The organism is Actinomyces acetigenes (assembly GCF_031296635.1).
Taxonomy (GTDB): domain Bacteria; phylum Actinomycetota; class Actinomycetes; order Actinomycetales; family Actinomycetaceae; genus Actinomyces; species Actinomyces acetigenes.
Genome location: NZ_JASPFC010000004.1, coordinates 30,994 through 55,941, shown reverse-complemented (window position 1 = coordinate 55,941; position 24,948 = coordinate 30,994). Strand labels below are relative to the sequence as shown.

At 65.7% G+C, this 24,948-nt stretch carries 21 protein-coding genes; 14 read left to right on the top strand and 7 right to left on the bottom strand.

The genetic code is table 11. The annotated features are described in order from the left end of the window. Window positions 1–42 precede the first annotated feature (42 nt). Together RIV14_RS02475 and RIV14_RS02470 are read left to right on the top strand one after the other, a co-directional pair. Window positions 43–897, top strand: a complete 855-nt coding sequence (locus tag RIV14_RS02475; protein WP_256699258.1) for a hypothetical protein — start codon at window positions 43–45, stop codon at window positions 895–897. A gap of 278 nt (window positions 898–1,175) precedes the next feature. After that, entirely contained in the window at window positions 1,176–1,805 is a 630-nt protein-coding gene (locus tag RIV14_RS02470; RefSeq protein WP_075372322.1) for a hypothetical protein, read from the top strand. Window positions 1,806–1,913: 108 nt separating this feature from the next. On the opposite strand, the gene RIV14_RS02465 is transcribed toward RIV14_RS02470, so the two are convergent. Then, window positions 1,914–2,777, bottom strand: coding sequence for a glycoside hydrolase family 16 protein (locus tag RIV14_RS02465; protein WP_075372323.1), 864 nt, complete (start codon window positions 2,775–2,777; stop codon window positions 1,914–1,916). 391 nt (window positions 2,778–3,168) lie between these two features. Between RIV14_RS02465 and pyrR the strand changes: the two genes are divergently transcribed. From pyrR to RIV14_RS02405, 12 genes are all read left to right on the top strand, one after another. Continuing rightward, window positions 3,169–3,837 carry a bifunctional pyr operon transcriptional regulator/uracil phosphoribosyltransferase PyrR gene (pyrR, locus tag RIV14_RS02460; RefSeq protein ID WP_075372324.1) on the top strand — a complete coding sequence of 223 codons (669 nt, stop codon included), beginning with the start codon at window positions 3,169–3,171 and terminating at the stop codon, window positions 3,835–3,837. After that, the gene (locus tag RIV14_RS02455) at window positions 3,834–4,823 is read left to right on the top strand and encodes an aspartate carbamoyltransferase catalytic subunit (protein ID WP_070663012.1); all 990 of its coding nucleotides are present in this window, start codon (window positions 3,834–3,836) and stop codon (window positions 4,821–4,823) included. Before pyrR ends, RIV14_RS02455 begins: the two co-directional genes overlap by 4 nt. Then, window positions 4,820–6,142 carry a dihydroorotase gene (locus RIV14_RS02450; protein WP_075372325.1) on the top strand — a complete coding sequence of 441 codons (1,323 nt, stop codon included), beginning with the start codon at window positions 4,820–4,822 and terminating at the stop codon, window positions 6,140–6,142. The genes RIV14_RS02455 and RIV14_RS02450 overlap by 4 nt, the downstream gene beginning before the upstream one ends. After that, window positions 6,135–7,358, top strand: coding sequence for a glutamine-hydrolyzing carbamoyl-phosphate synthase small subunit (gene carA, locus RIV14_RS02445; RefSeq protein WP_075372326.1), 1,224 nt, complete (start codon window positions 6,135–6,137; stop codon window positions 7,356–7,358). Before RIV14_RS02450 ends, carA begins: the two co-directional genes overlap by 8 nt. A gap of 1 nt (window position 7,359) precedes the next feature. Continuing rightward, window positions 7,360–10,719 carry a carbamoyl-phosphate synthase large subunit gene (gene carB / locus RIV14_RS02440; protein ID WP_075372327.1) on the top strand — a complete coding sequence of 1,120 codons (3,360 nt, stop codon included), beginning with the start codon at window positions 7,360–7,362 and terminating at the stop codon, window positions 10,717–10,719. Then, window positions 10,716–11,600, top strand: coding sequence for an orotidine-5'-phosphate decarboxylase (gene pyrF / locus RIV14_RS02435; RefSeq protein ID WP_075372328.1), 885 nt, complete (start codon window positions 10,716–10,718; stop codon window positions 11,598–11,600). The genes carB and pyrF overlap by 4 nt, the downstream gene beginning before the upstream one ends. A 152-nt stretch (window positions 11,601–11,752) precedes the next feature. Further along, window positions 11,753–12,064, top strand: coding sequence for an integration host factor, actinobacterial type (mihF, locus tag RIV14_RS02430; RefSeq protein ID WP_075372329.1), 312 nt, complete (start codon window positions 11,753–11,755; stop codon window positions 12,062–12,064). A gap of 57 nt (window positions 12,065–12,121) precedes the next feature. Further along, window positions 12,122–12,715, top strand: a complete 594-nt coding sequence (gene gmk, locus RIV14_RS02425) for a guanylate kinase (RefSeq protein WP_075372330.1) — start codon at window positions 12,122–12,124, stop codon at window positions 12,713–12,715. Window positions 12,716–12,760: 45 nt separating this feature from the next. Next, window positions 12,761–13,159: a DNA-directed RNA polymerase subunit omega gene (gene rpoZ / locus RIV14_RS02420; protein WP_075372359.1), complete on the top strand. Its 399-nt coding sequence runs from the start codon at window positions 12,761–12,763 to the stop codon at window positions 13,157–13,159. Between the two features lie 12 nt (window positions 13,160–13,171). Beyond that, window positions 13,172–14,509, top strand: a complete 1,338-nt coding sequence (coaBC, locus tag RIV14_RS02415; protein WP_075372331.1) for a bifunctional phosphopantothenoylcysteine decarboxylase/phosphopantothenate--cysteine ligase CoaBC — start codon at window positions 13,172–13,174, stop codon at window positions 14,507–14,509. A gap of 69 nt (window positions 14,510–14,578) precedes the next feature. After that, entirely contained in the window at window positions 14,579–15,784 is a 1,206-nt protein-coding gene (gene metK, locus RIV14_RS02410) for a methionine adenosyltransferase (RefSeq protein WP_075372332.1), read from the top strand. Window positions 15,785–15,823: 39 nt separating this feature from the next. After that, entirely contained in the window at window positions 15,824–17,971 is a 2,148-nt protein-coding gene (locus RIV14_RS02405) for a primosomal protein N' family DNA-binding protein (protein ID WP_081381827.1), read from the top strand. Window positions 17,972–18,017: 46 nt separating this feature from the next. On the opposite strand, the gene RIV14_RS02400 is transcribed toward RIV14_RS02405, so the two are convergent. The 6 genes from RIV14_RS02400 to argF form a co-directional block, all read right to left on the bottom strand. After that, the gene (locus tag RIV14_RS02400; protein WP_256699264.1) at window positions 18,018–18,764 is read right to left on the bottom strand and encodes a TetR/AcrR family transcriptional regulator; all 747 of its coding nucleotides are present in this window, start codon (window positions 18,762–18,764) and stop codon (window positions 18,018–18,020) included. Between the two features lie 118 nt (window positions 18,765–18,882). Continuing rightward, a complete protein-coding gene (locus tag RIV14_RS02395; RefSeq protein WP_075372334.1) occupies window positions 18,883–20,241 on the bottom strand; it encodes an MFS transporter in 1,359 nt (452 codons plus the stop codon). Window positions 20,242–20,370: 129 nt separating this feature from the next. Next, a complete protein-coding gene (locus tag RIV14_RS02390; RefSeq protein ID WP_075372335.1) occupies window positions 20,371–21,384 on the bottom strand; it encodes a DMT family transporter in 1,014 nt (337 codons plus the stop codon). Between the two features lie 187 nt (window positions 21,385–21,571). Continuing rightward, the gene (locus RIV14_RS02385) at window positions 21,572–22,699 is read right to left on the bottom strand and encodes a serine/threonine protein kinase (RefSeq protein WP_075372336.1); all 1,128 of its coding nucleotides are present in this window, start codon (window positions 22,697–22,699) and stop codon (window positions 21,572–21,574) included. Window positions 22,700–22,908: 209 nt separating this feature from the next. Next, a complete protein-coding gene (arcC, locus tag RIV14_RS02380) occupies window positions 22,909–23,889 on the bottom strand; it encodes a carbamate kinase (protein WP_075372337.1) in 981 nt (326 codons plus the stop codon). A gap of 3 nt (window positions 23,890–23,892) precedes the next feature. After that, a complete protein-coding gene (gene argF, locus RIV14_RS02375) occupies window positions 23,893–24,900 on the bottom strand; it encodes an ornithine carbamoyltransferase (RefSeq protein WP_075372338.1) in 1,008 nt (335 codons plus the stop codon). Window positions 24,901–24,948 lie beyond the last annotated feature (48 nt).

Genomic DNA, 24,948 nt, shown 5'->3' with positions numbered 1-24,948 from the left:
CCTAGGCTGAGGCCGCCCCCTCTGCCGATGTTGGAGTACCCCGTGAGTCAGCTACCTCCCCAGGATCCCAACGACTACCCCTACATCAAGGGCACCGGCGCACCGCTGGACGGGGCAAGCGGCGTCGACAACCCTGTAGCCGTACTGGCCGGCCCCCACGGGGCCGTCTACCCCTGGGCGGGATCGGGAATGGCCTACCCCGCCGGGCCCTATCCTCTCGGAGGCTTCCCGCCGTCTTCAGCAGCGCCCGGAGGTTATCCGTGGAACGGACCCATGCCTGTTTCTTACGGCCCCTACCCCCCGATGGGACTGACCCCGGTTCTCGGATTCGCCTGGAACGACCCGGTCCTCACATGCGAGCGCAAGCGCTCCGCGACTCGCACGGTCTCGCTCTCAAGCAGCATCATCGGGGTCATTACCATGATGATTCAGATGATCATCATCGTCACCATATTCCTCGCCATCGGGTACGTGGGGCAGCAGAGCGCGTTCTTGCTGTTCGTGTCCTTGCTCATCGTGGTGTTCGCCCCGATGGCCGTCGGCCTTGGATGGGTCACCACCTTTATCCTGGCTCTCGTCGCCTGTGTTCAGGCCCGTTCCCGCATGCCTCAGGTTCAGCCTGATGGATGGGCCCAGGCCAAGACGCCAACGCTGGCTCTGCTGGTCACGAGCATCGTGGCAGGACTACCCACCCTCATCATGTACGTGATATTCAACGAGGGGTTCTCACGTGGCAGCACTGCTGAGTTCATTGATAGCTTCCTGGAGCCACTGCTCATGTTCTTCGGCGTGACTCAGTTCCTGATTGCGGTGGGGTTCGTCTTTCTGCTCCGTATGAGTAAGGCGCTGGACCCGGCGGTCAGAGCGTCTCAGGCCCCGGGAATGCAGTCCGCATGAACTGTTCCTGGCGCCGATGAGAACTCGGGCGCCGGCGAGCCACTGAGATGCTCGTCGACGCCGCTCAGTGCGGGATGCTGAGCACTGAGCCATGGGGCGAGGGGCTCACGGTGTGGGGCGGGCTCCCTATGCCGTGAGCTGCGCCCATCCGACTCCGGTCGCCTAGGCTGAGGCCATCCCCTTTGTCGATGCTGGAGTACCCCGTGAGTCACCTACCTCCCCAGAATCCCAACAACGACCCCCGTATCAAGGACGCCGGCTACGTGCGGAACACTCCCATGCCTGTTCCTTACGGCCGCTACGACCCCCCGGTGGGACCGGCTCCTGCTCCTGGCCTCGGCTGGAATGACCCGGTCCTGACGACGGTTCAGCGCAAGCGCTTCGCGACCCGCAAGGTCTCGGTCGCCAGCGGCATCATCGGGCTCATCACCATGATCATCCAGGTGATTATCACTACCTCACTATTCGTCGCTAACAACTTGCCGTCCCTGGGATTCGCGTTCCTTGCTCTTCTCATGATGATCGCCGGCCCGTTCGTCGTCGGCCTCGGGTGGATCACTACGTTCATCCGTGCTCTCATCGCTTGTATTCGGGCGCATTCCCGCACGCCTCAGGTCCAGCCTGACGGATGGGTCGAGGCCAAGATGCCAACGTCGGCTCTGCTGGCCGCGAGTATCGTGGCGGGACTTCCTACCCTCGTCATTTATGCCACCTTGTTCTGGCAGATCTACCACGGCACCGATGATGGGTACACCCACACCTACACCTACGTCTTCAATTCAATGCTTGTCGCCTGCGACCTGGTGGAGGCTCTGATCGCGGTGGGGTTCGTCTTTCTGCTCCGTATGAGCAAGGCGCTGGACCCGGCGGTCAGAGCGTCTCAGGCCCCGGGAACGCAGCCCGCATGAGTTGTTTCTGGCGTCGATGAGAACTCGGGCGCCCGCGCAATCCCCTCAGCCCGCGCCAACGTGTCCTGGCGAAGGGGCCGGAGCGCAGGCTGAGGGGCGCCGCATCAGCTAGTCATCCATGGCCCGTACGACGATGTAGTCAATATCCACCTGGGCCTGCATGAAGCCCTCGTGCTTGAGCCGCCCCCGGTGGATGCTACCGCTGTGCGTGGTCAGGCAGATGTGGTAAGCGGCGTCGTCACCGAAGCACTCATCGAACTCCTTCTGCGATGCCGAACGTGAGACCTCGTGGTAGGGCTGACCGTCGAAGAGGAAGAGAATGCTCTCGGGGGTCTTCTCCATCCCGTAGGTGTGCCACTGGGTGAGATCGGGCCGCGGCGAGACCCCCAGGTTGCTTCCTTTGCCCCCCGCCTGGCCGTAGTGCACAGTCGACTCGGCGATGCCGGTGGCACTACCTCCGCCGTAGGTCTCCACGACATCGATCTCGCCGCCGTTGTCATTGTCGTCAGCCCGCAACCAGATGCCGGCGAAGAGACCCTCAGCCGACTGGGGGAAACGAGCCCTGGTCTCCAAGGAGCCATAGACGAAGGAGAACAGCCCCTGCGTGGTGACAAAGGCTTGGTTGACGTAGCGCAGGGTCGGCTCCTTGTCGAAGCGGTTCTGGAAGCCCTTAAGGGGAGTGGCGCGCTTGCGCCACAGGACGTGCCCGACACCGTTGCTGACGCTGTGGGTGTCATGCGTGAACACCCCCCAGTCGTAGCTGGCGCAGGACTCGGGCTCCGAGCGGTTGTCCCGCCACCGTGACGGGGAGAAATCCGTCCCGTCAGAGAACTGCTCATTGAAGATGACGCTGCTGAAGTCGTAGGAGGACTCCGCTGCCGCTGCCGGCGAGGGGGAGGCGAGACTGGCGGCGGCTAGTCCTGCCCCGGCACTGAGGCCGGTGATGATCAAACGTCGAGTAGGGAGTGTCATGAGGGCATTCCTTGCTTGAGAAGAAGTCGCTGACGCAGCAGCAACACCGGATCTTGCCTGCTCTGCGACATCGTTCAGCTCTCAATCGGGCTCAGATGGATCCGGCACTCACTTCTCAAGCTCTCGACATGTTGTGACGATCTCGCAGTCAGCGTCTGACGACGCCTGAGCATTGGGCTAAGACTAAACATTGTTACGGACGATTTGTAGGCGCGAAACACGTCCTGCTGCGACTGTCATCAGGTGCTGAGCCGTTTAGCAGCCGTCGGCGTGACCTTCGTCTCCGAAGGTCGTGCTGTGTGGGCGAGCACAACCCGCCGGAGGTGACGTACACTCGATGCCGACCAACATCCTTTAAGTCCGTCCAGAGAGGCGGGGAAGGAGGCCTGAAATGGCCGAAAGTTTGTCAGGCGCCTTGAGCGCACCGATCCAGGGCAAGGAGATCCTCGGACCTCCCGATATAGCCCGCTCCCTGTTCCGTATCGCGCACGAGATCCTGGAGCGCAACCACGGGACTCAGGACATCGTCGTCCTCGGGATCCCCAGCGGGGGAGCACCACTCGCGCACAGACTCGTCGACGCACTCGCCGTCGCCTCGGGCGAAGGCACGCAGTGGTCCGAGCAGGCGGGGCAGGCGCAGGCCGCCGCCAAGGTCCCGGTCGGCACCTTGGACATCACCATGTACCGCGATGACCTGGGACGCCACCCCATCCGAGTTCCCCGTCCCACTGAGATCCCCCAGGGCGGCATTGACGGCAAGGTCGTCATCCTCGTCGACGACGTCCTCTACTCAGGGCGCACCATCCGAGCCGCCCTCGACGCCCTGGGCGCCATCGGCCGCCCCCGGGCCGTGCAGCTGGCCACGCTCGTGGACCGCGGCCACCGGGAGCTACCCATCCGAGCCGACTACGTGGGTAAGAACCTGCCGACCTCCCGCACCGAGAAGGTCGTGGTCTCCCTGACCGAGCTCGGCGCCTCCACCGACGCCGTCACTATCGTCCCCGCAGACGTCCCCACTGAGCGTTCGAGCGAGCGCAGCAACCAGGAGGCCACCCGATGAAGCACCTGCTCTCCGCCAAGGACCTGACCCACGACGAGGCGGTCATGGTCCTGGACACCGCCGAGGCGATGGCCGCCACCCAGCGTCATGCGGTCAAGAAGCTCCCGACGCTGCGCGGCAAGACCGTGGTGAACCTCTTCTTCGAGGACTCCACCCGTACCAGGCTCTCCTTCGAGGCCGCCGCCAAGCGCCTGAGCGCCGACGTCATCAACTTCTCGGCCAAGGGCTCCTCACTGTCCAAGGGCGAGTCCCTCAAGGACACCGCCCAGACGATCATGGCCATGGGGGCGGACGCCGTCGTCGTGCGCCACTCCGCCTGCGGCGCCGCGCACCTGCTGGCCCACGCCGGCTGGATCAACGTGCCGGTCCTCAACGCGGGGGACGGCACCCATCAGCACCCCACCCAGGCCCTCCTGGACGCCATGACGCTGCGGCGCTGGTACGTCCCCGGAGCGCCCGCCACAGCGGACGGCAGCCCCTGCCCGCAGGGGCGCGACCTGGAGGGCGCCCGCCTCATCATCGTCGGTGACGTCCTGCACTCCCGGGTGGCCCGTTCCAACGTGGACCTCATGACGGCGCTCGGTGCGAAGGTCACGCTCGTCGCACCTCCCACGCTGCTGCCGGTGGGTATGGACGACTGGCCCTGCGAGGTCTCCTACAACCTCGATGAGGCGATCGAGGAGATTCAGCCCGACGCCGTCATGATGCTGCGCATCCAGCGCGAGCGCATGAGTGCCGCCGGAGGGGGCTTCTTCCCGAGTCCTGCTGAGTACTCCAGCGTCTACGGCCTCACCTCCGCCCGTCGCCGGGCCATGCCGGAGCACGCGATCGTCATGCACCCCGGCCCCATGAACCGCGGCCTCGAGATCACCGCCGAGGCCGCCGACGACCCCCGCTCGCGCATCATCGAGCAGGTCGGCAACGGAGTCTCCGTTCGTATGGCCGCTCTCTACCTCCTCCTCGCTGACGAAGGGAACCAGCTGTGACCTCCCACCTCCTGACCGGTGTCCGCCCCTACGGCGAGGACCCCACTGACATTCTCATCACCGACGGCACCATCACCGCCATCGGTCCTGACGCGGCGGCGAAGGCCCCGGCCGATGTCAAGCGCCATGACCTGGACGGGCTCGTCGCCCTGCCCGGGCTCGTCGATATCCACACTCATCTGCGCGAACCCGGCGGAGAGTCCGCCGAGACCATCTACTCCGGCACCCGTGCCGCAGCCGTCGGCGGCTACACCGCCGTCTTCGCGATGGCCAACACCACGCCCGTCCAGGACAACGCCGGTGTCGTGGAGCAGGTGCTGCGCCTGGGCCGTGAGGCCGGCTGGGTGGATGTCCAGCCGGTGGGCGCGGTCTCAGCGGGACTGGCCGGCGAGCACCTGTCCGACATGGGCGCCATGGCGACCTCCGCCGCCCGAGTGCGCGTCTTCTCCGACGACGGCAAGTGCGTCTCCGACCCCGTCCTCATGCGCCGGGCCCTGGAGTACGTCAAGTCCTTCGACGGCGTCATCGCCCAGCACGCTCAGGACCCCCGCCTCACCGAGGGGTCCCAGATGCATGAGGGCGTCGTCTCCGCCGAGCTGGGCCTGCGCGGCTGGCCGGCGGTGGCCGAGGAGTCGATCATTGCCCGCGACGTCCTGCTGGCCGAGCACGTGGGCTCGCGCCTGCACGTGTGTCACCTGTCCACTGCGGGCAGCGTCGGCATCATCCGCTGGGCCAAGTCCCGCGGCATCAATGTCACCGCCGAGGTCACACCGCACCACCTCCTGCTGACCGACGAGATGGCCCGCACCTACTCCCCGCTGTACAAGGTCAACCCCCCGCTGCGCACTGCCGAGGACGTCGAGGCGGTTCGCGAGGCCCTGGCCGATGGCACCATCGACGTCGTCGGTACGGACCACGCCCCGCACCCACTGGAGGACAAGGACTGCGAGTGGCAGGCCGGTGCCTTCGGCATGACAGGCCTGGAGACGGCTCTGAGCGTCCTGATCGAGACGATGGTCAGCACCGGTCGCATGACCTGGCGCGACATCGCCCGGGTCATGTCCTCGACCCCAGCCCGCATCGGCCGCCTGAGCGACCAGGGTTGCGAGCTCGAGGTCGGGGCCCCAGCCAACATCACGGTGGTGGACCCCGAGGTGCGCCGCACTGTCGACGCCTCCGCCCAGTGGACCAGCTCCACCAACACCCCCTACGCGGGCATGGAGCTCCCGGGACAGGTCATGGCCACCTTCCTCCACGGCCGCCCCACCGTCCTGGACGGGGCTCCCGTTGAGGCTCCAGTCGGTTCAGCTCATGTCTGAGTCGGGTCACCGCCCAGCCGCCCTCCTCGTGCTGGAGGACGGCTGGGCCCTGCGGGGCCGCAGCTACGGGGCTCAAGGGCGCACCATCGGAGAGATCGTCTTCTCCACCGGAATGACGGGGTACCAGGAAACACTCACCGACCCCTCCTACCACCGCCAGATTGTGGTGCAGACCGCGCCACACATCGGTAACACCGGGGTTAACGACGAGGATGCCGAGTCGGACCGTATCTGGGTGGCCGGCTACGTCGTACGCGAACCTGCTCGACGAGCTTCCAGCTGGCGCTCCCGCCGCGAGCTGGAGGACGACCTGCGTGACGCCGGCATTGTCGGCCTCTGCGAGGTCGACACCCGGGCCCTGACCCGGCATCTGCGTGAGGCAGGCGCCATGCGCGGCGGCATCTTTTCCGGTCAGGCCCTGCCGTCCGGCGCTACCGACCCCGGTGGCCCCAGTCAGGCCTGCATCGACATCTGCCTGGAGGCCGTGCGCAGTGAGCCGCCCATGAGCGGCCGTGCCCTGGCCGCCGAGGTGACCACTCCCTCCGGCTACGTCGTTGAGCCCACCGGACCGGCCGAGGGGCACAAGCCGGTCGCGGTGCTGGCCGCCATCGACCTGGGCATCAAGTCCCGCACCCCGTGGCAGTTCGCTGAGCGCGGCGTACGTGTCCACGTTCTGCCTCAGTCCACGACTCTCTCCGAGCTCCTTGCCCTCAGGCCTGATGGTGTCCTGTTCTCCAACGGCCCCGGTGATCCGGGAAGTGCCGACGCCGAGATCAGTCTCCTGCGCGGCGTACTCGACGCGCGCATCCCCTTCTTCGGCATCTGCCTGGGTAACCAGCTCCTGGGACGTGCCCTGGGCTACGGCACCTACAAGCTCGCCTACGGGCACCGTGGTGTCAACCAACCCGTTGTGGACCGCGCCACCGGCAAGGTGGAGATCACGGCCCACAACCATGGCTTCGCTGTCGACGCACCCGTCGACGAGCCCTCCATAGCTCCCTTCGACAACGGCCGCTACGGTCGGGTGGAGGTCTCCCACCTGGGACTCAACGACGGCGTCGTCGAGGGGCTACGGGCGCTGGACCTGCCGGCCTTCTCCGTCCAGTACCACCCCGAGGCCGCTGCCGGCCCCCACGACGCCGAGCACCTCTTCGACCAATTCATCCGCCTCATGCGGGAGCACCGCCGGGGCCAGGACCGCGAGGACAAGAACTGACATGCCTGCTCGTCCTGATATCACCTCCGTCCTGGTCATCGGATCGGGACCCATCGTCATCGGGCAGGCCTGCGAGTTCGATTACTCCGGCACCCAGGCCTGCCGCGTCCTGCGCGCCGAGGGAATCCGCGTCATCCTGGTCAACTCCAACCCGGCCACGATCATGACCGACCCCGACGTCGCCGACGCCACCTACATCGAGCCGATCACCCCCGAGGTGCTGACCACCATCATCGCCAAGGAACGGCCCGACGCCCTCCTGCCCACCCTGGGCGGGCAGACCGCCCTCAACGCCGCCATGAGCCTGGTCGAGCGCGGCGTGCTCGATGAGTACGACGTCGAGCTCATCGGCGCCTCCGCCGCGGCCATCAACGCCGGGGAGGACCGTGACGAGTTCAAGGACGTCGTCGAGCGCTGCGGCGCCGAGGTCGCCCGCAGCGTCATCGCCCACACCATGGATGAGTGCCGCGCGGGGGTCGATGCCCTGGGCGGCTACCCGGTCGTCGTACGCCCCTCCTTCACAATGGGCGGCCTGGGCAGCGGCGTCGCCTTCAATGACGCGGACCTGCATCGCATCGCCGGGGCAGGTCTGGCGGCCTCCCGCACCACCGAGGTCCTCCTGGAGGAGTCGATCATCGGCTGGAAGGAGTACGAGCTCGAGCTCATGCGCGACACCGCCGACAACGTGGTGGTCGTGTGCTCCATCGAGAACGTTGACCCCGTGGGAGTGCACACCGGCGACTCCATCACCGTGGCCCCCGCCCTGACCCTCACCGACCGCGAGCTCCAGCGGCTGCGGGACATCGGCATCGCCGTCATCCGGGAGGTCGGGGTCGATACCGGCGGCTGCAACATCCAGTTCGCCGTCGACCCGGCCACCGGCAGGATCATCGTCATCGAGATGAACCCGCGCGTCTCGAGGTCTTCAGCCCTGGCATCCAAGGCCACCGGATTCCCGATCGCCAAGATCGCCGCACGCCTGGCCGTGGGGTACACGCTCGACGAGATCCCCAACGACATCACCGGCTCCACCCCGGCCTCCTTCGAGCCGACTCTGGACTACGTAGTCGTCAAGGTCCCGCGCTTCGCCTTTGAGAAGTTCCGGGGCGCTGACCCCAGGCTCACCACCACCATGAAGTCGGTGGGCGAGGCCATGGCGATCGGCCGCTCCTACACCGAGGCCCTCCAGAAGGCCTTGCGCTCCCTGGACAAGAAGGGATCCGTCTTCCACTGGGACGGACCGGCCCCCAACCAGCAGCAGACCGCCGAGCTGCTGGAGTCCATCGCCGTGCCCACCGAGCACCGGCTGGTTGACCTCCAGCAGGCCGTACGCGGCGGAGCCACGATTGCTCAGCTTCACGAGGCCACCCGCATCGACCCCTGGTTCCTGGACCAGATGCTGCTTCTTGAGGAGGTGGCCCAGGAGGTCAAGGACGCATCGGCGCTCACTCCGGACGTCCTGGCCCGGGCCAAGCGTCACGGCTTCTCCGACGTCCAGGTCGCAGCCCTGCGCGGCATCAGCGAGGACACGGTACGAGAGGTCCGCCATGCCTTCGGCCTGCGGCCCGTCTACAAGACCGTGGACACCTGCGCCGCCGAGTTCGCCTCACGCACCCCCTACCTCTACTCCAGCTATGACCTGGAGACCGAGGTGGCATCCCGCGAGCGTGAGGCCGTCATCATCCTGGGCTCGGGACCCAACCGGATCGGCCAGGGCATCGAGTTCGACTACTCCTGTGTTCACGCCGCGATGGCGCTGTCCGATCGCTACGAGACCGTCATGGTCAACTGCAACCCCGAGACCGTCTCCACCGACTACGACATCTCCGACCGGCTCTACTTCGAGCCCCTGACCTTCGAGGACGTCATCGAGATCTACGAGGCTGAGCTGGCGGCCGGACCCGTGGCCGGTGTCATTGTCCAGCTCGGTGGCCAGACACCGCTGTCTCTGGCGGCCAGGCTGGCCGAGGCCGGGGTGCCGATCCTGGGGACAAGCCCCGAGGCGATCGACGCCGCCGAGGACCGCGAGGCCTTCGGCGTCGTTCTGCAGCGCGCCGACCTGCCCGCACCGGCGCACGGCACCGCTCTGAGCGACGAGCAGGCGCGCTCGGTCGCCCAGGGCATTGGCTATCCGGTCCTGGTGCGCCCCAGCTACGTACTCGGCGGCCGCGGTATGGAGATCGTCTACGACGCCCAGGGACTCGACGACTATCTCCAGCGCGCCGGTCTTGAGCCCGGAGGCGTCTACGGGACCGGGCCGCTGCTCATCGACCGTTTTCTCGACGACGCCATCGAGATCGATGTCGACGCCCTGTACGACGGCAGCGAGCTGTTCCTCGGCGGGGTCATGGAGCACATCGAGGAGGCCGGTATCCACTCCGGTGACTCCGCCTGCGTCATGCCGCCCATGACCCTGTCCGACACGGAGATCGCTCGCATCCGACGCTCCACTGAGGCGATCGCCAGAGGGGTGGGCGTGCGAGGGCTGCTCAACATCCAGTTCGCCCTGGTCTCCGATGTTCTCTACGTCATCGAGGCCAACCCCAGGGCATCGCGCACAGTCCCCTTCGTCTCAAAGGCATCCGGCGTGCAGCTCGCCAAAGCGGCGGCCCTCATCATGACAGGGGAGACGATCGCCTCGCTCAGGCGCTCCGGCCACCTGCCCGAGGCCGACGCCGCCGTCACCGATCCCGATGACCCGATCGCCGTCAAGGAGGCGGTCCTACCCTTCAAACGATTCCGCACCACCGAGGGACGCGTGGTCGACACGATCCTGGGACCGGAGATGCGTTCCACCGGAGAGGTCATGGGCTACGACGTCGACTTCCCCCGAGCCTTCGCCAAGTCCCAGGCCGGTGCCTACGGTGGCCTACCAGGAGAGGGCACGCTGTTCGTCTCGGTAGCCGACAGGGACAAGCGAGCCATCATCCTGCCGGTGGCCCGGCTCGCAGAGCTGGGCTTCACGGTCCTGGCCACCACCGGGACCGCACAGGTACTGCGCCGCAACGGGATTGACGCCATGGCGGTACGCAAGATCAGTCAGGGGGTTGGCGCCCACGGCGAGCAGACGATCGCCGGACTCATCGAGTCCGGAGCCATCGACATGGTTGTCAACACTCCCAAGGGCCAGGGAGCCCGTGCCGACGGGTACTCCATCCGCGCGGCCACCACCGGCGCCGACCGTCCCATCATCACCACCGTCCAACAGCTCCAGGCGGCGGTCCAGGCCCTCGAGGCCCAGCTGCGCGGTCCCTTCCAGGTTCGCAGCCTCCAGGAGCACATCGCCGCCCGCCGATCCCGGCGAGGCTCGGCTCCCGAGCCCCACCCCGTCGCCCCTGTTGAAGACAAGGAGACTCGATGAGTCCCGCAGCCTCTTACCAGCCCAGTCGTACCAGACGCCCCTTCGGCTCCCGTCTGGCTGACGCCATGGATGACCACGGCCCCCTGTGCGTCGGCATCGACCCTCACCCGAACCTGCTCGAGGCCTGGGGGCTGGCCGACTCGGCCGCGGGGCTGCGGGACTTCGCCCTGCGCACCATTGACGCGGTCGGAGGACACGTGGCCGCCGTCAAGCCGCAGTCCGCCTTCTTCGAGCGTCACGGCAGCGCCGGCATCGCGGTCCTTGAGGAGACCCTGGCGGCCCTACGCGACGTCGGCACCCTGTCCGTTCTCGACGTCAAGCGCGGGGACATCGGTTCCACCATGGTCGGCTACGCCCAGGCCTACCTGTCCGACGGCGCTCCTCTGGCCGCAGACTCCATCACCGTCTCGCCCTACCTGGGCTACGGGTCCCTCACTCCTGCGCTCAACCTCGCCGAGGCCAGCGGCCGGGGCGTCTTCGTCCTGGCCCTGACCTCCAATCCGGAAGGAGCCGGGGTCCAGCACGCCGTCAACGGCGACCAGGCCGTGGCCGCCGGCATCGTGGAGGGCGTGACCGCGTCCAACGCACAGGCCAGTGGTGAGGGCCGGCTCGGCTGCATCGGGCTGGTCATCGGAGCCACCATCGGCGGGGCCGTCTCTGACCTGGGAATCGACCTGCAGCGCGCCAACGGTCCGTTGCTGGCGCCCGGGGTCGGTGCCCAGGGAGCAGGGCCCGCCGAGCTGGAAGCCGTTTTCGGGGCGGCGCGCCGTCAGGTCCTGGCCTCCACCTCACGCGGGGTTCTCAAAGCGGGCCCCTCCATTGAGGCACTGCGAAAAGCCGCGTCGGCGTCTTCCTACGAGGCTGCAACAGCCCTTCGCTGAGCCTCACGGTGCTGTAGCCCGTCTCGAGTTCGGGGTGTGTGTGGAAGCACGAAGTAGGTTGTGGAATATGGGCTCCTGCGAATGCGAGTGCACGTGACCCGACTTATGCTCGTGGTGCGGGTCACTGGTATACGACCGGGAGGAGACACACCATGACGCTTCCAACGCTGACACCCGAGCAAAGGGCTCAGGCACTGGAGAAGGCGGCTGCTGCGCGATCGCAGCGTGCCCGTATCAAGTCCGAGCTCAAGAACGGGGAGCTCAAGCTCTCCGAGTTCTTCACCGCCTCAGAGACAGATGATGTCCTGGGCAAGATGAAGGTCAGGGCACTGCTCGTCTCACTGCCACGTGTGGGGACCACAACAGCTGACGCCATCCTTGCCGATGTGCATATCGCCGAGTCCCGGCGGGTGCGCGGACTGGGGGCGAATCAGAGGGCAGCGCTGGTGGAGCGCTTCGGTTAGGCCATCCACTCGGACGCAGGGTCGTGCCGGCAGGTCCCGATGGACCATGATGTGGCCATGACCGACGTTGCTGCCACAGACCCCTCCGTTCCTGCTCTCGCCCGCCTCACCGTTCTGGCCGGTCCCACCGCGGTGGGCAAGGGCACTGTTGTCGCGGAGCTGCGCAGACGCCATCCCAACCTGTTCGTCTCGATCTCGGCCACCACCCGTCAACCTCGTCCCGGTGAGGTCGACGGCGTGCACTACCACTTCGTCAGCGACGAGGACTTCGACTCGCTCGTCGCCAGCGGCCAGATGCTGGAGTGGGCCCTGGTCCACGGCGTGCATCGCTACGGCACTCCCCGCGGCCCGGTTCAGGATCGGCTCAATGCCGGATGCCCTGCACTGTTGGAGATCGACCTGGCCGGCGCCCGACAGGTGCGCCGGGCGATGCCTGAGGCCCGCCTCGTCTTCCTCGCGCCACCGAGCTGGGACGAGCTCGTCCGCAGGCTCATCGGACGCGGTACCGAAGATGCCCAAGAGCGGGAACGGCGCCTGACCACGGCACGCACCGAGCTGGACGCGGCCGGCGAATTCGACCACGTTGTCATCAATGACACCGTGGCGAGCGCCACCGCGGAACTGGAGAGACTCATGGGATTGAGCAGTTAGAATAACGTGGCTCTGAACTATCGAGATTGAACCGGAGGCATGCACATGCTCGGAACCTCTCCCCAGCCCGAGGGCATCACCAACCCGCCGATCGACGACCTTCTGGAGAAGGTCGACTCCAAGTACGGGCTCGTGGTGGAGGCCGCCAAGCGCGCCCGCCAGATCAACACCTACACCCAGCAGCTCGAGGACAACCAGTTCGAGTTCTTCGGTCCGTTGGTCGACTCCGAGGTCGGTGAGAAGTCTTTGGGCATCGCTCTGCGTGAGATCGCCGAGGACAAGCTCGAGGTCATTCCCGGGGACGTGGCCCGCGCCCGCCGCGCCGAGGCCGAGGAGGCTCGTCGGGCCGCCGAGGCCGACATGTTCAGCGATATCTCGCTGGATTCTCCGGTCTCCCTTGAGGATGGCGAGACTCCCACCAGCCTCGACGACATCCAGTTCTGAGCCGGGCTCGCCATGGACGAGCCGTACACCGCTGTGTGTCAACGCGCCGTGACCGCCCTCGAGCGGCCACGGCGCGTCGTTGTCGGCGTGGCCGGGTCGATCGCCGCCTACAAGGCCCCCTTTGTCGTTCGACTGCTGCGTCAGGCCGGGCACGAGGTCAAGGTGGTGGCCACCGAGTCGGCGCTGAGGTTCATCGGTGCTCCGGCGCTTGCGGCGGTCAGCGGCCGGACGGTATCCACCGGGGTCTTCGACGACCCGGCTGCGGTCGAGCACGTGGCCGTGGCCGAGTGGGCCGAGCTCGTCGTGGTCGCTCCGGCCTCGGCGGACCTGCTGGCGCGGGTGCGGGCAGGACGGGCCGACGACATGCTCACCGCGACGATACTGACCTGCCAGGCCCCCATCGTCCTGGCGCCGGCGATGCACACCCAGATGTGGGTCAACCCCGCCACCCGGGAGAACGTGGCCGTGCTGCGCGAGCGCGGTCTGACGGTTATCGAACCGGACAGTGGGCGCCTGACCGGCAAGGACTCCGGTGTGGGACGGATGCCCGATCCCGAGTTGATCGTGTCGCAGGCCCTGGCTGCCGTGACACAGCCCGCCGCCGGGGGCGCGGCAGCGCAGGACGCCTCGGGGAAGGGCGACAAGCGGCTGGAAGGGCGGCACCTCGTCATCTCGGCCGGCGGGACACGCGAACCCATCGATCCGGTGAGGTATCTCGGAAATCGCTCCTCAGGGCGCCAGGGCTGCGCACTGGCGGCGGCGGCCGTCGAGCAGGGAGCCCGCGTCACGCTGGTGCAGGCGCACGTGGCCTGCGACCTGCTCAACGCCCTGCCTGCGCAAGTGACCGTTGTTGCTGCCGGTACCGCCTCGGACATGCTCCGAGCCGTGCGCGAGAGCGCCCGCAACGCCGACGCCGTCATCATGGCAGCAGCTGTCGCCGACTACCGGCCCGTCACCGTGGCCGCCAGCAAGCTCAAGAAGCAGATGCCCGCCGGATCGGATCACCTCAGCGAACCGGTCATGTCCATTGAGCTCACCACCAACCCGGACATCCTGGCCGGGCTGGTGAGCGACCCGCCTCGGCCCGGCCAGATCGTCGTCGGATTCGCCGCCGAGACCGGGGACGAGAACGGTGACGTGCTCTTCCACGGCAGGGCCAAGGCCCGCCGCAAAGGGGCTCACCTTCTGGCGGTCAACGCGGTGGGGGAGGAGCTCGGCTTCGGAGACGTTCCCAATGCCGTCGTCGTTTTGGATGCCCACGGCACGGAAGTGGCACGGGGACAGGGCAGCAAGATGGAGGTCGCCCGTCTTCTCATCTCCCTGACCGCTGACCTGGTAGACGCGGCCTGACGCCCGCTTTGCGCATTTTCGTGGGTAACGCCACGACGGATCAGTTCTTGCGGTGACTACGATGGGCAGGTGAGTTCCTCCTTGCGTCTGTTCACGTCCGAGTCGGTCACCGAAGGACACCCGGACAAGATCTGCGACCGTGTCTCAGATGCGATTCTCGACGCCATCCTCGAGCAGGACCCCACCGCACGCGTCGCGGTTGAGACGATGGTGACGACCGGCCTGGTGCACGTGGCCGGCGAAGTCACCACGGAGAGGGCCTACGTCGAGATCCCCGAGATCGTTCGCCAGGAGATCTCCGCCATCGGCTACACCTCCTCAGACGTCTGCTTCGACGCCCGTTCCTGCGGTGTGTCGGTGTCGATCGGGCAGCAGTCCGCGGATATCGCGGCCGGAGTCGACAAGTCGCTTGAGGCCCGCCGGGATGACGCGGATATCGATCCTCTCGACCTGCAGGGCGCAGGCGACCAGGGGCTTATGTTCGGCTACGCCTGTGACGACACCGCGGCCCTCATGCCGCTGCCCATCCATCTGGCGCATCGTCTGGCGGAGCGTCTGGCCGTCGTGCGCAAGCAGGGCATCGTCCCGGGACTGCGCCCCGATGGCAAGACGCAGGTGACGATCGGCTATGACGGCCAGCGCCCGGTGAGTTTGGACAACCTGGTCATCTCCACCCAGCACGATGCGGACCGCACTCGTACCTGGCTCACCGACGCTCTGCGCACGGAGGTCATCGAGCCGGTGCTGGCCGCCGAGGCCGAGGCCGGCACCGATCTCGACACCGCCGACACCGAGGTCCTCATCAATCCTTCGGGACAGTTCATCATCGGCGGTCCGGCAGGTGACGCGGGGCTGACGGGACGCAAGATCATCGTCGACACCTACGGCGGAATGGCCCGTCACGGCGGGGGCGCCTTCTCCGGCAAGGATCCCTCGAAGGTGGACCGTTCCGCCAGCTACGCCATGCGCTGGGTCGCCAAGAACGTCGTCGCAGCGGGACTGGCCAGACGGTGTGAGATTCAGGTGGCCTACGCCATTGGCTCCGCCCACCCCGTGGGCGTCTATGTGGAGACATTCGGGACGGCAACGGTTTCTGAGGAGCGCATCATGAAGGCTGTCAACGAGGTCTTCGACCTCCGTCCGGCCGCGATCGTGCGCGACCTCGATCTGCTGCGTCCCATCTACCGTGCCACCAGCTCCTACGGCCACTTCGGGCGCCCCGGCTTCAGCTGGGAGGCCACCGACCGCGTCGAGGCGCTGCGCCAGGCTGTCTGAGTCCCCTGTACTCAGGTCGGGAGACTTCCGAGGGCTTGTATGGCAATCGACTACGACGACGCTGCTTCTGCCTCCGGGCAGTCCGAGGGGCCCGGGCGTGGTCATGGGGTGAGCGGGCAGGGCGAGCTGCTGGAGCTGCCGGAGCCCGGTCAGCGCACGGTGACCGTGGCCGGAGTCCATGACCCCGTGGCCAGGGTTCTCCTGGACTTCCCAGTGCCGCACCTCGACCGCACCTTCGACTACCTGGTGCCCGCGGCGCTGGCGCAGCAGGCCCTTCCCGGCACCCGGGTCATGGTTCGATTCGGCGAGCAGGAGATGCGCGGATGGATCTGGGAGCGGGGGGCCACGACAACCCATATCGGCCGGCTGACTGCTCTGCGCCGAGTGGTCTCCGACCTCCCGGTCCTTCCGGAGGGCTCACGCCGTCTCATTGAGGCTGTCGCCTCCCGCTGCTGCGGGACACGCTCCGACGTCATCCGTCTTGCGGTTCCGGCCAGGCACGCCACGACTGAGAAGGTCGAGAGGGACAAGGCTCCCCTCGACCTTCCCACCTGGGAGCCGCCGTCCTCGAGCGAGCCCAGCTGGCGCCCTTACGACGGCGGTGAGGAGTACCTGAACCGGTTGGCCCACGGTGAGGCTCCACGCGCGGTCTGGTCCGCACTGCCGGCGCAGTTGCGGCCGCCCGAAGCACGTTCGTCGTGCGACGACGGTCGGTCCGCCCCGGTAGTTGAGCCGTGGCAGGTGTGCCTGGCCCGGGCCGTCCAGGCTACTTTGGCGAGCTCTCGCAGCGCCGTCATCGTGGTGGCGACAACTCATCAGGCTGAGACCCTCGCTGCCCGGCTCAGGCGCGACCTGGAGGGGGAACCGGTGGTGGTGCTCTCGGCCGAGCATGGGCCCTCACGCCGTTATCGGGCGTTTATGGCTCTGCTGCTGGGGCGAGCCCGGGTGGTTGTTGGCACCAGGTCGGCGGCCTTCGCCCCGGTGCACCGGCTCGGTCTAGCAGCCGTCTGGGACGACGGGGACAACCGGCTGGAGGAGCCTCACGCCCCCTACAGCCATACGCGCACGGTCCTCGCCCTGCGCTCGACGTTGGAGAGAGCCGGCCTGCTCATCGGAGGATTCACTCGCTCCGTGGAAGCGCAATCGCTCGTCGAACAGGGATGGTGTCAGAGCCTGGCAGCTTCCCGACACGTTGTGCGCGCCGTGGTGCCTCGCGTAGCGGCTCCTGGCCCGGCTGAGCTGGACCGGGAGGGCGCTTCCGGAGCGGCCCGCATCCCGTCACTCGCCCATCGAGCACTGCGGCGCGCCCTGCAGGACGGACCAGTGCTCGTTCAGGTGCCGCGCGCCGGGTACGCACCGTTGGTGGCCTGTGCCCAGTGTCGCTCTGCTGCTCACTGTTCCGTCTGCGGAGGCCCGTTGGCGATGGACCATCGAGGTCGCACCTCCTGCCGCTGGTGTGCTCGTACGGTGGGGCAGTGGGACTGCCCCGAGTGCGGCGGCCATGGACTGAGGATGGCGACGGTCGGTTCCACGCGCACGGGGGAGGAGCTGGGGCGGGCCTTTCCCGGTGTCCCCGTAGTGGTCTCAGGAGCGAGGGAGGCCCACGGCGTCGTGGACCAGGTCGACAACACGCCACGCCTCGTCGTGGCCACACCCGGAGCAGAGCCGGTGGCCGAGGGCGGATACCGGGCCGTCCTGCTGCTCGACGGCGGCGCACTGTCCTCACGCCCCGACCTGGGGGCAGGAGGTGAAGCACTGCGCCAGTGGTCGAATGCAGTGGCGCTGGCGGCGCCGTCGGCCCGCGTCATTCTCCTGGGCGGCCCGGATCCGGTCGCGGCGCAGGCCCTCGTGAGATGGGACCAGGCGGGCTTCGCGCGCAGAGACCTACTGGAGCGAGCTGACCTGCACCTTCCACCCGCATGGCGAGTGGCACGCCTGGACGGCCCGGTAGGCGGTGTGGAGACCCTCCTGGCGCAGGCCGAAGCCGATGGTTTTGAGGTACTGGGTCCGGTGGCCCCACCACCCGTTCGCGGTCAGGTGCCCTCCGGCATGGCCAGAGCCCTGGTGCGCGCTCCGCTGTCACGCGGCAAGGCACTTGCCACCATGCTCGGGGTGAGGCTGCATGACCGCTCTGCCCGGCGCGAGGAGCTGGTGCGTGTTGAGCTCGATCCCACCCGTTTGTGGTGAGAAGGCTTGGAAGAACTGACGAGGAGTGAGACCAGCCGGCAGGGCCCTAGCCTGCGGAGCTACTCGACGTGACCGTGGCGGGCCGGGTCGTATGAGCGGTAGGGGTCGAAGTGGAGCGCGCCGTGGCACCTGGCGCCTGGAAGGGCGGCATGCCGCGGGCCAGGGAGATGAGATCCGTCAGTAGTCCTGCTGCGGTCGACTTGACGTTCCACCCCTCGCTGAGGGCGGTGACGGCCGCACCGTCAACGATGGCGATGACCATCTCCGGCTCGAGCGGGCTGTCGAGCTGGCGCAGCACACGACGCAGGGCGGCATTGAGACGTTGCCGTCCCTGGCGGTAGGCGTGTTTGACCGGTGACGCCTGGCTGGCTGAGATGAGCTGAAGATAGTGCCCGAAGTAGGCGCCATGGGCGGGAAGGGTCGCCTGTAGGATGAACCGCACCCGCTGGGAGAGGTCTGGAACACCTTTGAAGGCCTCCACCCGGTCGGCGACATCCTCCGCGCGGGAGGCCCACAGTCCAATATTGACCAGCCCCGCTTGATGGAGGAGATCCTCCAAGCCGTCGAAGTAATAGGTTGTCGCGGACAAGGAGCACCCGGCTCGCTTGGCGACACTGCGATGGCTGACTGCGGAAGGGCCGGACTCACGGATGATGGCGGCCGCGGCTTCGATGATGGCCTGACGCCGGCCCTCACCGCGCGGTGTCACTCGCGATTCTGCTCGAGAGCCTGCGGGTACAGAGGCGTCACTACTTGCCGCCTCTCCAGCAGCATCTGCGTCGGTACTAGCCATGCTCATCATCTTACGATGATAACGCGTTGATGTCCGTAACAAGACGGTGATAATGGCCTCGTAAAGAAGCGGCCTATATTCGACCTGTCACCACATGCTCTCAGTGAGCCACTCGAGCTCAGGACTGAGCCTGATCCTCAGTCAGCTCCGACCCATGAATCATACGAGAACGGAGGATTGCCACCATGGCGATCATCGCGATCACCGTGAGATAGACCGCCGGCGCCAGGGAAGAGCCGGTGACCTTGATGAGCCAGGTGACAATGAACGGTGTCGTCCCACCAAGAAGCGCGTTGGCCCCGTTGAAGGACAGGGCGAAACCCGAGTAGCGCACGTTGGTCGGAAAGGACTCCGCCAGGAAGGTGGCCAGTGTTCCATCATTAGCAGTCAGAGCTATAGCGAAGACAATCTCGCACAGGATCACCACTGCAAGCATGCCCGCGGCCTTCATCATGACTACGAACAACGGGATGGTGAGAACGATGAATGCGACGCAAGCGGCGATGAGCATCCGTCGGCGTCCGAAGGAGTCCGACAGGTGCCCCATGAGGAAGATCGCCGCAATGTACACGACCAGCATCACAGAGGTCGCCAAGGTGGAGGTGTCCTGAGAGAACCCGAGCTCTTCATGGACATATGTCGGCATATACGTGAGAAGCATATAGAACGCAACTGCATTGAGGCAGGAGACTCCGAAGGTGATGAGTGTCTCACGCAGGTGGTCGTGCAGCAGCAGGCGCAGCGGCTCGGACCAGCTGGCGGTCTTCTGCTCCTGCGGCATCTCTGCCCGCATCTCCTGATATGCGGGGGAGTCCTCCAGATGCACCCGGATGTAGCGGCCGATGAGTCCCAATGGCCCTGCCAGGAGGAAGGGGACTCGCCACCCCCAGGTGTTGATTGCGTTGTCACTCAGGACTGTGAACATCCCCGTGACTGTGAGAGAGCCGGCAAGTAGACCACAAGCGGTGGAGGCGGGAACCAGAGACGTGTATATCCCGCGGCGCGACGGAGGGGCATACTCTGCCAGGAAGGTTCCAGCGCCTGCATACTCGCCTGAGGCGGAGAACCCCTGAATCATTCGCAGGACAAGCAGGCCAATGGCACTTGCCATTCCGATAACCGAGTATGTAGGAAGAAGTCCGATGAAGAATGTCGACCCGGACATGATGAGAATCGACCAGGACAGTGCCCAGCGGCGTCCCCAACGGTCACCCCAGGCCCCCCATACAACAGCTCCGATAGGGCGCAAAATGAATGACATCGCGAATACTGCATATGTCGAGAGAAGCTGCACCGATTTGTCCGCCTCTGGGAAGAAGGCGTGACCAATGACGGTGACCAGGTATCCGTACGAGGCATAGTCGAACCACTCAATGAAGTTGCCAATGAAGCTCGCTTTTGCTGCGCGCCTCAATGCGAGACTTCGTTCTGAATTCGGGCGATGGCCGTTCGTGCTTCCTGAGTGGACGGTATTCATAACCTATGGCTCCGGCTCGGTGGATGTCGACGATGACGTGATAATGCTCCTGAAGAGACGTTGATGATTATACATGTGGTCCTGTCCGCCTGCAGGAAGTTGACTCAGGCAGACAGGATCACATGATCATCAGGCCATGGAGGGGCGTGACTTTCGAGAAACGGCATCCACGACGATCGGGGCGAGGCCCCCGCCAACAATGAGCAGTCCTCCGATGATTCCCATAGGACTGAGTTGCTCTTTCCAGATGAGAAGACTGCACACAATGACGACTGCACACTCCCAGTAAGAGATCGTCGAGTACTCCACTGCAGGCAGGTTGCGCCCTGCAACAACCAAGAATCCCAGTGCGAAGAGGCCGCAGACGAGGAAGAGGACCACTGCCCACATCCAGTTGCCGGCCGTGAAGGAGGCGACCCCATGCCAAGGACGCAAGACAATGGACATCGCCAGCGTCGCGCAGGAGGCCCAGAAGAAGTTCCAGACACCGCGGACAACTGAATCGACATCCTTGCGGTACCCATAGAAGAACAGGGCCAGGCCATAGAAGACACCTGACAAGAGTCCTAAAAGGTCTCCCAGGCTCTTCTGTGGAAACTTAGGATTCCCGGTTGACAGATCCAGTCCGAAAGTCAGGCTCCCGTTCTTGATGTCGATGATGCCAATGGTCGGCAGCATGCCTAAGAACACAAGGGACAGGAAGACTCCAGAGAGCACACTGATCTTCTCTTTTCGGAAGATACGTGCGAGCAACGCACAGAACAGGGGTCCAGTGTAGATGAGGAAGACGGCATTGGTCATGGTCGTCATCAATGTCGAGGAGATGTAGCAGCCCAGGGACAGGCCGATGCTCACTCCTCCCAGGATCACGGTGGTACTCAAACGGGTGCGGCGGAACAGGCCAACCTTCCGGGCGAAGACGAGGATGAGGATGAATCCGAGCAGTCCGACGCTCATGCGCCCAAAGGCCAGGAACGATCCGATGACGGACTTGTCGGCATGAGCGAGGCCGGCGGTCGCGCCGCGACTGATGGTGCCGACGAGCCCCATCCCGGTGGCGGAGAGAAGCATGGCAATGGCGCCAAGCTTCTTGTTCATCACGTACTCTGTGACAGAGGATTCAGCGGACGAAGTCTGTGACATGGCAGTTGAGTCTCCTGAGTTCTCCCCCCGGCGTGCGCGACGGATCGGCATCCTTGCCGAGTCTTACGCGGTCAGGTGGACCTTCCCAGTCCTATGGAGTGTCCACTGACCGCGCTACGAAGAGCAGAGCCGGGAACAGTGCGGGGCGGTAGCCCGGTCCATGAGCTACCGCCCCGCACCCCTGAGATCAGACCAGAGTCGGGTCAGCGACCTGGTTGGGGAAGTAGTCCTCGCAGCCCCCCTCGCGGTAGACGTCCGCCGTTGCGCAGTGGAGACCACCGCCGAAGGCGTAGGCGTCACGGAAGGGAACCGGGATGACGTTCATACCCAGCTTGTCCATCTGCTCCATCTGGTGGACCTCGCTGGCCTCGACGCACACGGTCTTGTGGTCGATGACGAGGCAGTTCATGGACAGCCAGACGGAGGAGTAGCACAGCGGCGGCGGAACCTCGTGGGCCGGGGGAGCCGCGTCAACGATCTGCCAGTCATTGGCCTCGAAGATCTTGCGCTGCTCCTCGGGCAGGCGGCGGTGCGGGTTGTTGATGATGAGCCCGGGCCGCAGCGGCACGAAGGTAGCGTCGATGTGAATCGGGTAGGGGTCGCCGGGGAAGTTCACCGCGTGCACCCGCAGGTCCGGGTAGTAGCGCTTGAACCACTCCATCGCCTTGCGGTTGGTGGTCAGACCGTGCTGGATGAACAAGTCCTTACCCACACGCATGACGTCGGCGGCGTCCCACATCGGCTCGACCTCGGTGGTCACGAAGTCCTTGGCGGCGGTGCGCTCGAGACGCTCCTCCAGGGAAATCCGCTCGTCGTAGTAGTTATGCTTGTAGGACTTGTCCGTCAGCCGAGGGCGGGGGGCCTGGGTCCACTTGAACTCCGGGTCCTCCTCGAAGTACTGGTTCATGAGGGGCCAGTAGGCGAGGTACTCGAAGTAGCGGCAGCGGAACGAGTTGGCCGATGCCATGATCTCGTCACCGATCGTCAGCAGGATGTCGCGCGGGGGCATCTGGGTGAAGCCCGACTCTGTGCGGAAGTCAGGCGTCTGGATAGCCTGGTTCCACTGCAGCGGCGTGGGGCGGTCTACCTTGACGCCCAGACCCTCGAGGATCTTGACGTAGTTGTCGAGCTGCTCGTTGGCGGCCTCGACGGTGGCGGTGGGACGAGGGCCCCACATGCCGCGCATCTCGGAGTCGATCGGCACCTTCTCGGAGGTGGCGGGTTCCTCGGGAGGAATAACCGAGAAGTCGGCACGGCCGACGATGACGTGCTTGAGCGGATCGAAGTCGTTCCAAGAGTTGACGATCTTCGTCATGAGTAAGTCACTCCTTTGTGCTCGATGTGTGGTGCGTGAATGAAGACAGGTCATGTGTCTATGGTTCAACGCTATCATTCTACTCTGAAGGAACCGAGAAAGCGGCCGTAGGAGTATCTGAATATAAGAATGATTGCTGAACCGCGGCACGGTCATTACTGGTTGACGGCGTTCACCACCTCCTCGAAAGACCGATGCCGTTGTGCCGGTCAGGCCCTGCGAATGCGAGTGTCGAGCTGCTCGGGAATCGGGGGATGGATATCGTCGGGTCCTCCATAGTTACCTCCGGGAGTCACGATAGTTCCTGCCTGACCCTCAATGATGGCGACAGCGTCCTCAAGACGTCCGATTGCCGCCATGTCGCCAGTCAGCTCAACAAATCGGCACACCGCCTCAACCTTTGGCCCCATGGACCCGCTGGGAAGTCCCATGGAACGCAGCTCTGCCGGCGTGGCCCGCGGAACCTGTTTCTGGTTCTCGGTTCCGAAGTCCTTAAACACTCCATCAACGTCCGTGAGGATGAGAAGTGCATCGGCCTCGAGCGCCTCAGCCAAGACGGAGGCGGTGAGGTCCTTGTCGATAACGGCCTCAATGCCCTTGAGCTTCCCTTCCTCGCTGCGGACGACGGGAACACCGCCACCGCCGGAGCAGACGACGATCGCGCCGGCGTCCAGCAGCGAGCGCACCAGGCGGGTCTCAATGACGCGCTGCGGCATGGGGGAGCCGACGACACGGCGGTAGTGCTCGCCGTCGGGCTTGACCACCCAGCCCCGCTCCTCAGCCAGCTTCTCGGCCTCCTCCTTGGTGTACACCTCACCGACGAACTTGGTGGGGTTGGAGAAGGCGGGGTCGCCGGCCATCACCAGGGTCTGGTTGACCATGGCGGCCACGTGACGCCCCGGCAGGGCGTTCTGCATGGCCTGCAGCAGCCAGTAGCCGATCATGCCCTGGGTCTGGGCGCCGAGGGTGTCGAAGGGGTAGGGCTCGGAGAGGCGCTCGTCATTGGCGGACTGCAGGGCCAGGACACCCACCTGGGGGCCGTTTCCGTGAGTCAGGACCAGCTCGTGCTTCTCCGCCAGCTTGGCCAGCTCGTGGGCCGCGATCTCGACATTACGGATCTGGGTGCTGGCGTCAGGCTTCTCCCCCCGACGCAGCAGGGCATTTCCTCCGAGTGCGACAACGATTCTCACGATTCAGTCCCACTCTCCGAGGGTCGCGACCATGACGGCCTTGATGGTGTGCATACGGTTCTCGGCCTGGTCGAAGGCGACGTTGCGCTCGGTCTCGAAAACGTCGTCGGTCACCTCCAGGCCGTCCATGCCGGTCTTGGCGAAGATGTCCTCACCCACCGTGGTGTTGCGGTCGTGGAAGGCAGGCAGGCAGTGGAGGAACTTCACGTCCGGGTTGCCGGTGGCCTCCACCAGCTTGGCGTTGACCTGGTAGGGCGTGAGCAGGGCGATGCGCTGGTCCCAGACCTCCTTGGGCTCCCCCATCGAGACCCACACGTCGGTGTAGAGGAAGTCGACGCCCTTGACACCCTCGGCGGTGTCGTCGGTGATGAGGATGCGGGCGCCGCTCTTCTGGGCCAGCTTCTCGGCCTGAGCGACCACCTCGGCAGAGGTCTGCAGCTCCTTGGGAGCCACCATCCGCACGTCCATCCCCATGAGCGCCGCCGAGATGAGCAGCGAGTTGGCGACGTTGTTGCGGGCATCCCCGAGGTAGGCGAAAGAGATCTTCTCGATCGGCTTATCGGTGTGCTCCAGCATGGTCAGCTGGTCAGCGAGCATCTGGGTGGGGTGCCACTCGTCAGTCAGTCCGTTCCACACCGGCACGCCCGAGAGCTCGGCCAGGGCCTCGACGTGCTCCTGCTTCTTGCCACGGAACTCGATGCCGTCGTAGAAGCGGCCCAGGACCCGGGCGGTGTCCGCCACGGACTCCTTGTGCCCTATCTGGGAGCCGGAGGGGTCGAGGTAGGTGACCTGTGCGCCCTGGTCGTAGGCAGCCACCTCGAAGGAGCAGCGGGTGCGCGTCGACGTCTTCTCGAAGATGAGGGCGATGTTCTTACCGGTCAGTCGCTTCACCTCGCGGCCGGCCTTCTTGTCCTCCTTGAGCTGGGCGGCCAGCTGAAGCAGGCTGTTCCACTCCTCGGCAGTGAAGTCGAGCTCTTTGAGGAAACTGCGGTTGTGCAGGGGGTGGGTCATGAGGATTCCTTCGTCCGGTATGTGGGTGTGCTAACAGTTCTTCTTAGG

Excerpts from the sequence above, each read along its gene's own strand:
- RIV14_RS02390 (WP_075372335.1), bottom strand. The coding sequence starts at position 21,384 with ATGTCACAGACTTCGTCCGCTGAATCCTCTGTCACAGAGTACGTGATG.
- carA (WP_075372326.1), top strand. The coding sequence starts at position 6,135 with ATGTCTGAGTCGGGTCACCGCCCAGCCGCCCTCCTCGTGCTGGAGGAC.
- rpoZ (WP_075372359.1), top strand. The coding sequence starts at position 12,761 with ATGCTCGGAACCTCTCCCCAGCCCGAGGGCATCACCAACCCGCCGATC.
- argF (WP_075372338.1), bottom strand. The coding sequence starts at position 24,900 with ATGACCCACCCCCTGCACAACCGCAGTTTCCTCAAAGAGCTCGACTTC.
- RIV14_RS02385 (WP_075372336.1), bottom strand. The coding sequence starts at position 22,699 with ATGACGAAGATCGTCAACTCTTGGAACGACTTCGATCCGCTCAAGCAC.
- pyrR (WP_075372324.1), top strand. The coding sequence starts at position 3,169 with ATGGCCGAAAGTTTGTCAGGCGCCTTGAGCGCACCGATCCAGGGCAAG.
- mihF (WP_075372329.1), top strand. The coding sequence starts at position 11,753 with ATGACGCTTCCAACGCTGACACCCGAGCAAAGGGCTCAGGCACTGGAG.
- RIV14_RS02405 (WP_081381827.1), top strand. The coding sequence starts at position 15,824 with ATGGCAATCGACTACGACGACGCTGCTTCTGCCTCCGGGCAGTCCGAG.
- gmk (WP_075372330.1), top strand. The coding sequence starts at position 12,122 with ATGACCGACGTTGCTGCCACAGACCCCTCCGTTCCTGCTCTCGCCCGC.
- RIV14_RS02455 (WP_070663012.1), top strand. The coding sequence starts at position 3,834 with ATGAAGCACCTGCTCTCCGCCAAGGACCTGACCCACGACGAGGCGGTC.
- RIV14_RS02465 (WP_075372323.1), bottom strand. The coding sequence starts at position 2,777 with ATGACACTCCCTACTCGACGTTTGATCATCACCGGCCTCAGTGCCGGG.
- pyrF (WP_075372328.1), top strand. The coding sequence starts at position 10,716 with ATGAGTCCCGCAGCCTCTTACCAGCCCAGTCGTACCAGACGCCCCTTC.
- RIV14_RS02400 (WP_256699264.1), bottom strand. The coding sequence starts at position 18,764 with ATGGCTAGTACCGACGCAGATGCTGCTGGAGAGGCGGCAAGTAGTGAC.
- coaBC (WP_075372331.1), top strand. The coding sequence starts at position 13,172 with ATGGACGAGCCGTACACCGCTGTGTGTCAACGCGCCGTGACCGCCCTC.
- RIV14_RS02395 (WP_075372334.1), bottom strand. The coding sequence starts at position 20,241 with ATGAATACCGTCCACTCAGGAAGCACGAACGGCCATCGCCCGAATTCA.
- RIV14_RS02470 (WP_075372322.1), top strand. The coding sequence starts at position 1,176 with ATGCCTGTTCCTTACGGCCGCTACGACCCCCCGGTGGGACCGGCTCCT.
- carB (WP_075372327.1), top strand. The coding sequence starts at position 7,360 with ATGCCTGCTCGTCCTGATATCACCTCCGTCCTGGTCATCGGATCGGGA.